Annotated in this window: 9 protein-coding genes and 3 pseudogenes; 5 read left to right on the top strand and 7 right to left on the bottom strand. The window is 70.2% G+C overall.

Translation table 11 applies throughout. From position 1 onward, the window contains the following. Nucleotide 1 precedes the first annotated feature (1 nt). From OHU89_RS26530 to OHU89_RS26510, 5 genes are all read right to left on the bottom strand, one after another. Nucleotides 2-448 (bottom strand): heat shock protein transcriptional repressor HspR, encoded by a 447-nt coding sequence (locus OHU89_RS26530; protein ID WP_266889660.1) that lies wholly within the window; start codon nucleotides 446-448, stop codon nucleotides 2-4. 5 nt (nucleotides 449-453) lie between these two features. Next, nucleotides 454-1,638 carry a molecular chaperone DnaJ gene (gene dnaJ / locus OHU89_RS26525; RefSeq protein ID WP_266889662.1) on the bottom strand — a complete coding sequence of 395 codons (1,185 nt, stop codon included), beginning with the start codon at nucleotides 1,636-1,638 and terminating at the stop codon, nucleotides 454-456. A gap of 42 nt (nucleotides 1,639-1,680) precedes the next feature. Then, complete coding sequence (gene grpE, locus OHU89_RS26520; RefSeq protein ID WP_266889665.1) at nucleotides 1,681-2,328, bottom strand: nucleotide exchange factor GrpE; 648 nt, start codon at nucleotides 2,326-2,328, stop codon at nucleotides 1,681-1,683. After that, nucleotides 2,325-4,169: a molecular chaperone DnaK gene (dnaK, locus tag OHU89_RS26515; RefSeq protein WP_405646379.1), complete on the bottom strand. Its 1,845-nt coding sequence runs from the start codon at nucleotides 4,167-4,169 to the stop codon at nucleotides 2,325-2,327. The genes grpE and dnaK overlap by 4 nt, the downstream gene beginning before the upstream one ends. Nucleotides 4,170-4,263: 94 nt before the next feature. Further along, nucleotides 4,264-5,244 carry an MraY family glycosyltransferase gene (locus OHU89_RS26510; RefSeq protein WP_405646377.1) on the bottom strand — a complete coding sequence of 327 codons (981 nt, stop codon included), beginning with the start codon at nucleotides 5,242-5,244 and terminating at the stop codon, nucleotides 4,264-4,266. Nucleotides 5,245-5,451: 207 nt separating this feature from the next. Between OHU89_RS26510 and OHU89_RS26505 the strand changes: the two genes are divergently transcribed. The 3 genes and pseudogenes from OHU89_RS26505 to OHU89_RS26495 all read left to right on the top strand — a co-directional run. Then, nucleotides 5,452-7,719, top strand: a complete 2,268-nt coding sequence (locus OHU89_RS26505) for a (Fe-S)-binding protein (protein ID WP_405646376.1) — start codon at nucleotides 5,452-5,454, stop codon at nucleotides 7,717-7,719. A 171-nt stretch (nucleotides 7,720-7,890) separates the two neighbouring features. Continuing rightward, nucleotides 7,891-8,070 (top strand): annotated as a pseudogene (locus tag OHU89_RS26500) (DoxX family protein); the annotation flags it as partial. A 53-nt stretch (nucleotides 8,071-8,123) separates the two neighbouring features. Further along, a pseudogene (locus OHU89_RS26495) lies at nucleotides 8,124-8,495 on the top strand (sigma factor-like helix-turn-helix DNA-binding protein); the annotation flags it as partial. Nucleotides 8,496-8,588: 93 nt separating this feature from the next. On the opposite strand, the gene OHU89_RS26490 reads toward OHU89_RS26495, so the two are convergent. Further along, nucleotides 8,589-9,002: a GNAT family N-acetyltransferase gene (locus tag OHU89_RS26490; RefSeq protein ID WP_405654664.1), complete on the bottom strand. Its 414-nt coding sequence runs from the start codon at nucleotides 9,000-9,002 to the stop codon at nucleotides 8,589-8,591. Nucleotides 9,003-9,092: 90 nt separating this feature from the next. Continuing rightward, nucleotides 9,093-9,734 (bottom strand): annotated as a pseudogene (locus OHU89_RS26485) (M15 family metallopeptidase); the annotation flags it as partial. Between the two features lie 155 nt (nucleotides 9,735-9,889). Here OHU89_RS26485 and OHU89_RS26480 point away from each other — a divergent pair. Both OHU89_RS26480 and OHU89_RS26475 read left to right on the top strand, forming a co-directional pair. After that, nucleotides 9,890-11,173, top strand: a complete 1,284-nt coding sequence (locus OHU89_RS26480) for an FG-GAP repeat domain-containing protein (RefSeq protein WP_405654661.1) — start codon at nucleotides 9,890-9,892, stop codon at nucleotides 11,171-11,173. A gap of 190 nt (nucleotides 11,174-11,363) precedes the next feature. Then, nucleotides 11,364-12,848: an FG-GAP-like repeat-containing protein gene (locus OHU89_RS26475; protein WP_405646374.1), complete on the top strand. Its 1,485-nt coding sequence runs from the start codon at nucleotides 11,364-11,366 to the stop codon at nucleotides 12,846-12,848. Nucleotides 12,849-12,973: the final 125 nt, after the last annotated feature.

The following is a 12,973-nucleotide window of genomic DNA, read 5'->3' as shown; positions in this document are numbered from 1 at the left end:
CTCAGTCCTGCCGCCCCTTGGGACGCCACACCACCAACGCGCTGGTCTGCTGCACTTCCTGATAAGGCACCAGGTCACGGCGGTACGACGCATGCACCGCCGCCTCACGCTGCTGCATCGCCGCGGCGGCGCCGTCGAGGGCGGCCTCCATCTCGGCGACGCGGGACTGCAGCGCGGCGACCTGGTTCTCCAGCTCGATGATGCGCTTGATGCCGGCGAGGTTGATGCCCTCGTCCTGCGACAACGCCTGCACCGCGCGGAGCAGTTCGATGTCACGGGCCGAGTAGCGGCGGCCCCGGCCGGCGGTGCGGTCCGGGGAGACCAGGCCCAGACGGTCGTACTGGCGCAGGGTCTGCGGATGCAGGCCCGAGAGCTGGGCCGCCACCGAGATGACGTAGACCGGGGTCTCCTCGGTCAGTTCATACGGATTGCGTCGACGGCCGTCCATCTCGATCAAGCTCCCTTCGCGGCCTGGAACAGCTCCGCCCGCGGGTCCTCGCCCGCGGTCGCCTCGCGATACGCCTCGAGTGCGTCACGAGCCTTCCCCGTCAGGTCCGTCGGGACACTCACCTCGACGGTGACCAGGAGGTCGCCGCGGGTGCCGTCCTTGCGGACCGCGCCCTTGCCGCGGGCGCGCATGGTGCGACCGTTGGGCGTGCCCGGCGGCAGCTTCAGCGTGACGGCGGGGCCGCCCAGGGTCGGGACCCTCACCTCGCCGCCGAGGGCCGCCTCGGTGAACGTGACCGGGACCGTGACCGTGAGGTTGTCCTCCTTGCGGCCGAAGACCGGGTGCGTGTCGACGTGCACGGTGACATACAGGTCTCCGGCCGGACCGCCGCGCTCGCCCGGTGCGCCCTTGCCGCGCAGCCGGATCCGCTGACTGTCCGTCACCCCGGCGGGGATGCGGACCTGCATGGTCCGGGAGGACTTGGCGCGGCCGCTGCCCTTGCACTCCAGACAGGGGTGCTCGGCCATCAGTCCGCGGCCCTTGCAGTCCGGGCAGGGGTCGGTGAGGGAGAAGCCGCCGCCGGAGCCCCGCGCCACCTGGCCGGTGCCGACGCAGGTCGGGCACACGCGCGGTGTGCCGTTCTTGTCGCCGGTGCCGGAGCAGGCCTTGCACGGGGACTGCGAGGACATCCGCAGCGGCACCGTGGCACCCTCGATGGCCTCGGTGAAGCTCAGGGTGACCTCGGTGTCGATGTCCTGGCCGCGCCGGGGCTGGGTACGGGTCGTGCCCGTACCGCCCCGGTTGAACAGACCCCCGAAGACGTCGCCGATCCCGCCGCCGAAGCCACCGGAACCCCCGGCGCCACCGCCCTGCGCGCCGCCTCCGAAGAGGTCGCCCAGGTCGAAGTTGAAGGAGCCGCCGCCCGCGCCCGGCCCCGGGCGGAAGCCGCCGTTGCCGAAGAGGGCGCGGGCCTCGTCGTACTCCTTGCGCTTCTTGGGGTCACCGAGGACGTCGTTCGCCTCGGAGATCTCCTTGAAGCGCTCCTCGGCCTTGACGTTGCCCTTGTTGGCGTCCGGGTGGAACTCGCGGGCGAGCTTCCGGTACGCCTTCTTGATCTCGGCCTCGGTGGCGTCCTTGGGGACGCCGAGGACCTTGTAGAAGTCCTTCTCGATGAAGTCCTTGGTGCTCATCCTCGACGCGCCCCCTTCCTGGCGTCCCGCTCAGTGGTGACCTCAGCCCTCCTCAGGGCCGTTGTCCTTGTCGTCGTCGGCCGTGGAGTCCTCCTCGGCCTTGACCGTCTGCGCGCCCGGCTGCGGTTCGGCGACGGCCACCCGCGCGGGGCGGATGGTGCGCTCGCCGATGCGATACCCGGGCTGCAGGATCGCCACGCACGTCGTCTCGGTGACGTCCGGCGCGTAGCTGTGCATCAGGGCTTCGTGGATGGTCGGGTCGAAGGGCTCGCCCTCCTTGCCGAACTGCTGCAGACCCATCTTCGCCGCGACGGTCTCCAGCGACTCCCCGACGGACTTGAATCCGCCGACGAACTCGCCGTGGTCCCGCGCGCGGCCGATGTCGTCGAGCACGGGCAGGAGTTCGGTCAGGAGGTTCGCGACGGCGATCTCCTTGACCGTGATCCGGTCCCGCTCCACGCGGCGGCGGTAGTTCTGGAACTCGGCCTGGAGCCGCTGGAGGTCCGCGGTGCGCTCTTCGAGCGCCTTGCGGGCCTGGTCCAGCTGGGCCGTCAGACCGGCGATCTGTGCTGTTGCGTCCCCGGCCGGGGCCGCCCCCTCCTGAGGGGCGGCCTTCGGCTCGGCGTCGTCGGGGGTCGCGCCGGAGGGGACGTCGGGCTTCTCCTCGAAGCCCGGGGTCTCCTCGGTCACGCGGCACCGTCCTTGCGCTCGTCGTCCACGATCTCGGCGTCCACGACGTCGTCGTCGGCCTTGGGAGCCTCGGCACCGGCGTCGGCGCCACCCGCGGACTGCGCGGCCTGGGCGTCGGCGTACATGGCCTGGCCGACCTTCTGCGAGACGGCCGCGACCTTCTCGGTGGCGGTGCGGATCTCGGCGGTGTCCTCGCCCTTGAGCGCGGTCTTCAGCTCCTCGACGGCGGCCTCGACCTCGGTCTTGACCTCGCCGGGGACCTTGTCCTCGTTGTCCTTGAGGAACTTCTCCGTCTGGTAGACGAGCTGCTCGCCCTGGTTGCGGGACTCGGCGGCCTCGCGGCGGGCGTGGTCCTCCTCCGCGTACTTCTCGGCCTCTTCGCGCATCCGGTTGACCTCGTCCTTCGGCAGCGAGGAGCCACCGGTGACGGTCATCTTCTGCTCCTTGCCCGTGCCCAGGTCCTTCGCGGTCACGTGCATGATGCCGTTGGCGTCGATGTCGAAGGCGACCTCGATCTGCGGGACACCGCGCGGGGCCGGCGGCAGACCGGTCAGCTCGAACATCCCGAGCTTCTTGTTGTACGCCGCGATCTCGCGCTCGCCCTGGTAGACCTGGATCTGCACGGAGGGCTGGTTGTCCTCGGCGGTGGTGAAGATCTCGGACCGCTTGGTCGGGATCGTCGTGTTCCGCTCGATGAGCTTGGTCATGATGCCGCCCTTGGTCTCGATACCGAGGGACAGCGGGGTCACGTCGAGGAGCAGGACGTCCTTGACCTCACCCTTGAGGACACCGGCCTGCAGGGCGGCGCCGATGGCGACGACCTCGTCCGGGTTGACGCCCTTGTTGGCGTCCTTGCCGCCGGTGAGCTCGCGCACGAGCTCGGCCACGGCGGGCATCCGGGTGGAGCCACCGACGAGGACGACGTGGTCGATCTCGTTGATGGAGACGCCGGCGTCCTTCATGACGTTGAAGAACGGGGTCTTGCAGCGCTCCAGGAGGTCCGCGGTCAGCTGCTGGAACTGAGCCCGGGTGAGCTTCTCGTCCAGGTGCAGCGGGCCCTCGGCGGAGGCGGTGATGTAGGGCAGGTTGATCGAGGTCTCGGTGGAGCTCGACAGCTCGATCTTGGCCTTCTCGGCGGCCTCGCGGAGGCGCTGGAGGGCCATCTTGTCCTTGGCGAGGTCCACGCCGTGACCGGACTTGAACTGCTGCACCAGGTAGTCGACGACGCGCTGGTCCCAGTCGTCACCACCGAGGTGGTTGTCACCGTTGGTGGCCTTCACCTCGACGACGCCGTCGCCGATCTCCAGGAGGGACACGTCGAAGGTGCCGCCACCGAGGTCGAAGACGAGGATCGTCTGGTCGTCCTTGTCGAGGCCGTACGCGAGCGCGGCCGCGGTGGGCTCGTTGACGATACGAAGGACGTTGAGACCGGCGATCTCGCCGGCTTCCTTCGTCGCCTGACGCTCGGAGTCGTTGAAGTACGCCGGGACGGTGATGACCGCGTCGGTCACCTTCTCGCCCAGGTAGGACTCGGCGTCGCGCTTCAGCTTCTGCAGGATGAACGCGGACATCTGCTGCGGGTTGAAGGGCTTCCCGTCGAGCTCGACCTTCCAGTCCGTGCCCATGTGGCGCTTGACGGAGCGGATGGTCCGGTCCACGTTCGTGACCGCCTGGCGCTTGGCGACCTCGCCGACCAGCACCTCACCGTTCTTCGCGAAGGCGACGACGGACGGCGTGGTCCTGGCACCCTCGGCGTTGGTGATGACGGTGGGCTCGCCGCCCTCCAGAACGCTGACGACCGAGTTCGTCGTGCCCAGGTCGATGCCGACCGCACGTGCCATGGTGATTTCCTCCAGCTGACTTGAGTGGAACGGACTCAAGTGTGCATGACGCCCGCCGCTCGGTCAACAGACCTGAGCCAGGAGGGCTCAACTCTTATCCGTTCCTTACACGCAACTGAGCTCTGACCTGCGCGGACGGCTTCGCACGGAGGAGTGCGAGAACGACGATCAGGGCGCCCGCGACCACCCAGAGGACCCCCGACTCCGCGAGCCACCCGACGTGCACGAGGACCCCGACGAGCACCCCGCAGAAGGCTCCCGCACCGAGGACGACGATCACTCCCTGCGGAGTGAGCCCGAGCCGCCTGAGCCGGTGGGCGAGGTGGCCGGTGCCGGTGCCGCGGCGGGTCAGGGCGACAAGGAGGACCTCGGCGGCGATCAGGGCCGTCAGCGCGAACAGCACCGCCGCGCTGGAGCCGAGCCCGTAGCCGGCCCGGGTCACCACCGCGGCCGAGGCGAGCACGAACCCGGCGAACAGCGACCCGCACGAACCGAGCCCCACGCGCGCGGGCGGCCAGTTGTGCATGAGGAACCCGGTCAGCGCAGCGGCCAGCACGCTCAGCAGCACCGCGAGCCCGTCCATCACCTCGACCGCGGCACAGGCGCCGACCCCGAAGGCGGTGACGACCCCGACGGCCCCCGCGAGACCGTCGGCATGGTCCAGAGCCCGGAAGCCGACGGTGACGAGGACGATCCAGCAGACGGCGAGGAGTCCCCCGGCGACACCGGTCTCCCCGTACGGCACGACACAGGCCGCCGCCACCGCCGTACCGGCGACCAGCGCCCGCGCCTTGACCCGCCGTACGTCCGCGAACAGCCCCAGCCCGGCGACCACGGCCCCGGCGACGAGCAGCTCGCCGACGCCGGAGCCGAGGGGCGCGACACCGGTCCGGTCCCCCACGACCGCCACCAGGCAGGTCGCGAGCACCACCGCCACACCCCCGAACAGCGGCACCTTGCGGTGCTGCCACCGCCGGTCGACGACCCCGAGCCGCAGAGCGGCCGTGCGGAGCAGTGCGGTGAGGACGGTGGCGAGAAGGAGGGCGGTCGTGGCGGCTGCGATCCCGTAGAGCACAGGTCTAAATTAGGGGCGAATGTATCAATTTGGTACGAATAACACGGTCAGTTCTTAAGGCAACCCTCAGCGACATAGATCACCGCACGGCTGGCTACAGTGCGAGAGACGATGCGGGTACTCTCGTAGAACTGCATAAGTTACCGCTTAGTAATCTCGCTTCACCCCGCTCGAAAGAACCCCATCGCAGGCCCGAGGAGCCCCGACATGCAACTCGCCGCGATCATCGTGTCGCTGGTCCTGACCGTGGTCGGCGCGGCACTGTTCGCACGCGTCATCGCGCAGTTCGTCCGGTTTTTCATGCTCGGCCAGCCTCTGCCCGCCGGCACCCGGATCGACAACCCCTACCAGCGCAGTGTGACGTTGGTGAAGGAGTTCCTCGGCCACACGCGGATGAACCGCTGGGGGATCGTGGGCTTCGCCCACTGGTTCGTGGCGATGGGCTTCCTGACGCTGATCCCGATCCTGGGCCAGGCCCTGGGCCAGCTCTTCCAGGCCGACTTCGTCCTCCCGGTCATCGGCGGCTGGCTGCCCTGGGAGATGTACGTCGAGTTCATCACCGTGATGACCGGCCTCGGCATCGCCGTGCTGATCGCGATCCGCCTGCTGAACCTGCCCTCGCGCCCCGGCCGCAAGTCCCGCTTCACGGGCTCCACGGCCTGGCAGGCGTACTTCGTCGAGTACGTCATCCTCACCATCGGCATCGTGATCTACGTGCTGCGCGGCCTCGAGGGCGCGATGCACCACGTGGACCACTACGAGGCCGCGTTCTTCGCCTCGTACCCGCTGGTCGCCGCGTTCCGGACGCTCGACGTCTCCACGCTGCAGACGCTGGTCTACCTCTTCGCCGGCATCAAGGTCAGCGTCTCGTTCATCTGGATGATCGTCGTCTCGCTGAACGCCAACATGAGCGTCGCCTGGCACCGCTTCCTCGCGTTCCCGAACATCTGGTTCAAGCGCAACGCTGACGGCTCCACCGCGCTCGGCGGCCTGCAGCCCATGACCTCCGGCGGCAAGCCGATCGACTTCACCGACCCGGGCGAGGACGACGTCTTCGGCGTCTCCCAGGTCGAGCAGTTCTCCTGGAAGGGCCTCCTCGACTTCTCGACCTGCACCGAGTGCGGTCGCTGCCAGTCGCAGTGCCCGGCCTGGAACACCGGCAAGCCGCTCTCCCCGAAGCTGCTGATCATGTCGCTGCGGGACCACTCGCACGCCAAGGCGCCCTACCTGCTGGCGGGCGGCGGCAAGACGATGGAGGGCGAGGAGAAGGCGTCCGAGGAGCAGCTGGCCGGCGTGCCCGCCGCTGCTCTGGCGGAGGCCGAGCGCCCGCTGATCGGCACCGCCGAGGAGAACGGCGTCATCGACCCGGACGTCCTGTGGTCCTGCACCACCTGCGGCGCCTGTGTCGAGCAGTGCCCCGTCGACATCGAGCACGTCGACCACATCGTCGACATGCGCCGCTACCAGGTGATGATCGAGTCCGCGTTCCCGTCCGAGGCGGGCACGATGCTCAAGAACCTGGAGAAGAAGGGCAACCCCTGGGGCCTGGCCAAGAAGCAGCGCCTGGAGTGGCTCAAGGAACTCGACTTCGAGGTGCCGGTCGTCGGCAAGGACATCGAGGACCTGTCCGAGGTCGAGTACCTGTACTGGGTCGGCTGCGCGGGCTCCCTGGAGGACCGCGCCAAGAAGACCACCAAGGCCTTCGCGGAGCTGCTCCACATCGCGGGCGTCAAGTTCGCGATCATGGGCGGCGACGAGAAGTGCACGGGTGACTCGGCACGCCGGCTGGGCAACGAGCCGCTGTTCCAGGAACTCGGCATGGAGAACGTCGCGGCGCTGAACATGGCGTTCGGCGAGGACGACGAGGACGAGTCGACGAAGAAGCCGCGGTCGGCGAAGAAGATCGTCGCCACCTGCCCGCACTGCCTGAACACGATCGGCAACGAGTACCCGCAGCTCGGCGGCGACTACGAGACCATCCACCACACCCAGCTGCTCCAGCACCTCATCGACGAGGGCAAGCTGCTCCCGGTGACCCCGGTCGACGGCCTCATCACCTACCACGACCCCTGCTACCTGGGCCGTCACAACAAGATCTACACGCCCCCGCGCGAGATCATGTCGGCCGTCCCGGGCCTGCGTCAGCAGGAGATGCACCGCCACAAGGAGCGCGGCTTCTGCTGTGGCGCCGGTGGTGCGCGGATGTGGATGGAGGAGCGGATCGGCAAGCGCATCAACAACGAGCGCGTCGACGAAGCCCTCTCCCTGAACCCCGACATCGTCTCCACGGCCTGCCCGTTCTGCCTCGTCATGCTGACCGACTCGGTCAACGGCAAGAAGAACGAGGGCAAGGCCAAGGAGTCCATCACGGTCGTCGACGTGGCCCAGCTCCTGCTGGAGTCCGTGAAGACCCCGGTGGACCCGCAGGACGCGACGGAGACGGAGCCCGCCCCGGAACCGGAGCCGGTGAAGTAGCCCGTACCGCACTCCGACGCCCCTCACGCCCACCTGGGTGTGGGGGGCGTCGTGGCTCACCGGCCACAAGGCTCCGGATCCGGTCCAGGTGCTCGGCGATGTCACTGGCGAGGCCGCCGTCTTGTCGTAGGGGACGACGACAACCTCGCTCAAGGACTCAAGGAGTGGACGATGAACCTCGCCCTGTGGATCGGTGCCGCACTGCTCGCCGCGGTCGCCCTGGCCGGTGGCGTCACCAAGACCTTCGTGCCCCGGGAGAAGCTGGCCGCAGCCCCCGGCGGGGGCTGGACGGCACAGGTGAGCGTCGGTTTCCTGAAGAGTCTCGGCGTCCTCGAACTGCTGGCCGCCGTCGGCCTGATCCTGCCCGCCGTGGTCGACATCGCGCCGGCCCTGGTGCCGGTGACCGCCGTCAGGCCTACGTCGGGCCGTGGTTCCCGGAGCCGTTGCTCGCCGACCCCTACCAGGACCCGGAGCGGTCGGCGGAGCTGGCGGACTCGGTGTCGATGGCGGCCCTGTTGCTGCTGGAGCGGCTCAGTCCGCTGGAGCGGGCGGTGTTCGTGCTGCGGGAGGTGTTCGACTTCGGCTTTCCCGAGGTCGCGTCGGCGGTGGGGCGCTCGGAGGCGGCGTGCCGTCAGCTGGTGGTGCGGGCGCGGCGCCACATGGCCGAGGGCCGGCCCCGGTTCGAGGCGAGCCACAAGGAGCGGACGGAACTGGCGTCGCGGTTCTTCCAGGCGCTGCGCGAGGGCGATGTGGACGGCCTCCAGGAACTGCTCGCAGGCCGCCCCCCACCTGGACCAGCGCTGCGACGACGTCGTCACGGCGCCCGGACCGCCTTGGCGGACCCCCGGGCACCACAGCGCTCCCCAGCACTACATCGGCATCGACCGCAGCCGCGCGGGCCCCTGCGGCCACACCGCCCCCTCCGCCAGCGGCGTCCACATCGTCCGCAGCGGATGGTCGATCACCCCGCCCGGCTGCTCGATGCGCATACCGCCCGGCAGCACCCGCCACCCCAGCTTCTCGTACAGCTCCACCCGGTCCGGCAGACAGAACAGGAGCCCGAACTCCGCCCCGGCTCCCCGGGCGTGTGCGACGGCCGTGTCCACGACCAGCCGGGCCAGGCCGTGCCCTCGCATGCCGGGTGCGACGACCACACCGCCGAGCCCGGCCACCCGCAACCGCCGCTCCCCCACCTCGACGTCCGCCTCCACCAGCCCGGCGTGCGCGACCAGCCGGCCCTCGCTGCGGACCCCGAAGTGCACGTCCTTGTCCCGGGCCGTCACCCCGTACGCGGCGACCTCGAAGGGGTCCTCGGCACCGCCGGTGATCTCGGCGAGGTCGGCCTTGGTGTACCGCGCGAGCCGTACGACGGGGAGTTCCTGAGGGCCGTGGAGCGCCTGTCCGGCTCCGGTGGCGAGCGCCCAGTAGCGGTCGCCGTAGGACCAGTGCCACCACTCGGTGGGGTAGTTGACCAGGCCGGCCGCGGTCAGGGCGGTGCCGAGCAGCCGACGGTTCGCGCGCGCCTCGGCGCCGATGCCGGGGGCGTCCGTGAAGCAGGCGCCGTCGCTCTCCTCCGGACTGGCGTTGACCCGGGTCCCCATGTCGAGTTCGTGTCCGTCGGCGTCCACGAGGGTGAGGTCGACCGCCGCGCCGGCGCTGTGCGGGGCGATCTCCGGCGGGGAGACGTACCGGCTGGTGGCGTCCCGCAGCTCCGCCTCCGTCCGGTCCGGGTGGGCGGTGCGCAGGGTGCGGGCGTACTTCTCGAAGTAGAGGCGCTGAAGGGCGGGCGGCCGGTACCCCTCGACGAACAGCAGCCGGAGGCCCTGCGGCAGCAGCTCCTGCGCCTTCAGCAGCCGGGCCAGGACGCCCTCACGCAGATGCGCGAAGGCCCCGTACGCGTCCTCCCTGCGCGGGTCGACGTCGAGGAACTCCCTTACGTCGACGAAGGGTTCACCCCTGTCGGCCACGGGGACCGCCGCGATCCGGGGATCTGACATCAGCACGATCTCGGTCATGCATCGATCATGGCTTGCGGCACGTATGCGGCCATCACGCGGGCCCCTGCCCGCAAACCCCGGCTGAACTCCCCCTTAACCCCGGGCTCGAACGCGTGCATCATTGCCGGGGTTCGTTGTCGATGATGCTGACGAGGTGTGCGGTGCGCGTGCGAATGGCCGGGGCGGGTACGGCGGTGCTCTGCGGCGCCCTCCTGCTCGTCTCCTGCGGACCCACCCAGCACGCCGAGAGCGCCGACCACAGCACGCCGCCCGTGCGCGCCGCGAACGCTCCCGCGAAGCTGCCCGTCCCGCGCGGCAAGGGCAGTGAGGTCGCCGACGACTTCAACGGCGACGGCCACCGGGACCTCGTACTCGACGACCTGGTCAAGGCGCAGGAGCACGCGGACGACGCGGGCATCGGGGTCGTGTACGGGAGCGCGCGCGGGCTGACGCCGGGAGCGAGACAGTTGCTGAGTCCGGCGAAGCAGGCCGTCGCCACCAAGGGGCAACTGCCCGCAGTGTTCGAGGCGGAGGCCACCTGTGACCTCGACGGGGACGGCTTCACGGACCTCGTCGTGTCGACCGATCCGCCCTACGACGGCCAGGGACAGCCGCCGGTCCCGCTCCAGATCCTCTTCGGATCCCCGTCCGGCCTGACCGGCAAGGCGGTCAAGCTCGTCGTCCCGGCACGCGCCCGGGCCGGCAACGACTGGCCGGACCAGCCGGTGTGCGGCGACTTCGACGGGGACGACGCCCAGGACCTCGTCCTGCACGCGTCGGGCTCCCGACTCACCTATCTGCGGGGCCCGTTCACCAAGAAGGGCGCCCCGAAGGCGGCCACTGCTCCCGTCACCGCCCCCGGCGAGCTCCCCACGGGCCCGGCCACGGACGTGAACCGCGACGGATACGACGACCTGGTCGTCCGTACGGCGGACGGCACCGCCACCTCCGCCCTCGTCCTCGGCGGCCCCACCGGGCCGACCAGCACCGGCACCCTCCTGCCGGCCGGCATCGACGTCGCCCTCGGCCGCTTCGGCAAGGGCAAGGCCCTGGACGCGGCGATCGGCGCGATGGGCGGCACCGCCCTGCGCTACGACCTGCCCACCGCCGGCCGCGCCACCCTCTCCTCCCCCGGCTCCATGCTCGACGCGGCCGACTTCGACGGCGACGGGCTGAGCGAACTCGTCTCCAGCGGGTCGCGGATCAAGGTGTTCCGAGGCCGTACGGCCGGACTGTCGACGTCGGGCATGGTCACCGTCGAGCCGGGCGCGGTGGGCACCACCCGGGTCCTCGCCGTGGGCGACTTCGACGGGGACGGGCGGGCGGACCTCGCGGTGCGCACGTACCAGGGCGAGACCAAGGACACTGTCGCCGTCTTCCCCGGGGCGAAGAAGGGGCTCGTGAGCACCGAGCCGACGGTCACCTTCTCCACCTCGGAGTTCCTGGAAGTCGACTGAGAAACCCCAGCGGTCACAGAGGGCACAAGAATTTACCGAACACACGTACAACCCTTACGTACCGACAGAGGTCTCCTGTGCGCCGACCGACCTGTGTAGCCGAGGAGTACTCCCGGCGAACACGGCCGGTCCGCCCCCATCGACTGTGGACGCCCCGCCAGGCGTCCCCGCATGCCGCAGGAGAACCCGCATGCACCAGCACCATCTGCGACTCGCCCTCGCGACGGCCACCGCGGCCGCGCTGACGGGCGGTCTGCTCACCTTCTCGGCCGCGACGGCGACGGCCGCGGACTCGACGGTCGTACCGAAGGCCGACTTCAACGGTGACGGCATCGGCGACGTGGCCTTCTCGGCCGCCGGTGCGTACGTCAACGGCAAGAGGGGCGCCGGGCAGCTCGTCGTCCTGTACGGCACCGGCACCGGAGTGTCGTCCGCGAAGCGCTCCGTCATCAGCCAGAACACCACGGGCGTGCCCGGCACCGCCGAGACGGACGACTTCTTCGGCGCGGAGACCGCCTACGGCGACTTCAACAACGACGGCTACGACGACATCGCCGTCTCCGCCCCCTGGGAGGACGTCGGCAGCGACACCGACGGCGGCGGTCTCGCCGTGCTGTGGGGCTCCACGAAGGGCATCACCGGCACCGGCGTGACCATCGCCGACCCGGCCCCCTCCTCGCACGACACCTGGGGCAAGAACCTCGCCGCCGGCGACTACGACGGCGACGGCACGGACGACCTCGCGGTGGGCAACACCTCCAGCACGATCTACGTCTACAAGGGCGGCATCAGCGCCTCCGGCACCGCGGTCGGCGGCCGCTCCACCATCAAGCCCCCGATCCAGTCCGGCGGCAGCGCCCGCGGCCCGCTCAACCTCACCGCGGGCGACGTCAACGGCGACGGCCGCACCGACCTGGTGGTCGACGGCTTCGAGACCGAGACCGACTACGGCTGGAACACCAACTACCTGGTCCCGGGCACCGCGAGCGGCCTGTCCGTCGCGTCCGCGCAGACCCTCAAGCCCGGTGCCATCACCGCGATCGGCGACATCAACGCCGACGGCTTCGGCGACATCGTCTCCGGCATGTACTGGAACAAGACCACCGACGACGGCAGCGTCACCTACCCGGGCGGCGCCGACGGCGGCAAGGTGTGGATCACCTACGGCTCCGCGAGCGGCGCCGGCTCGGTCACCGGCATCACCCAGAACACCGGCAACGTCCCCGGTACCTCCGAGAAGAACGACTGGTTCGGCTACGAACTGGACCTCGGCGACATCAACGGCGACGGCTTCCAGGACCTCGTGGTCGGCGTCGCCGGCGAGAACATCGACGGCGTCACGGACACCGGCATGGTCACCGTCCTGTACGGCTCGGCCTCCGGTCTGAACACCTCCTCCGGCGCCCAGTCCTTCGCCCAGTCCACCGCGGGCGTGCCCGGCGAGGACGAGAAGAACGACGCGCTCGGCGCCGACGTCAAGCTCGACGACGTCACCGGCGACGGCCGCGCCGACCTGATCGCGGGCTCGTACGAGAACGACGGCAACGGCGCGGTCCTCTACCTGCCCTCCAACGGTACGAAGATCACCACGGCCGGCTCCCGCACGGTCTCCCCGAGCACGTCGGGCGTCTCGACGACGGGCAGCCCGGCCTTCAGCGCCAACTTCGCCGACTGACCGACTGACCGGCTGAGCGGCTGAGCGGCTGAGCCACTCGGCCACTGAGCGGCTGAACCACTCGGCCACCGGGCCGGTCCGCGGCCCGGTGGCCCGGCGCCGTACGACCTCGACGTACCCCCGAA

It is taken from the genome of Streptomyces sp. NBC_00019, from assembly GCF_045041015.1.
GTDB lineage: Bacteria > Actinomycetota > Actinomycetes > Streptomycetales > Streptomycetaceae > Streptomyces.
This window is presented reverse-complemented; position numbering and strand designations above follow the sequence as displayed.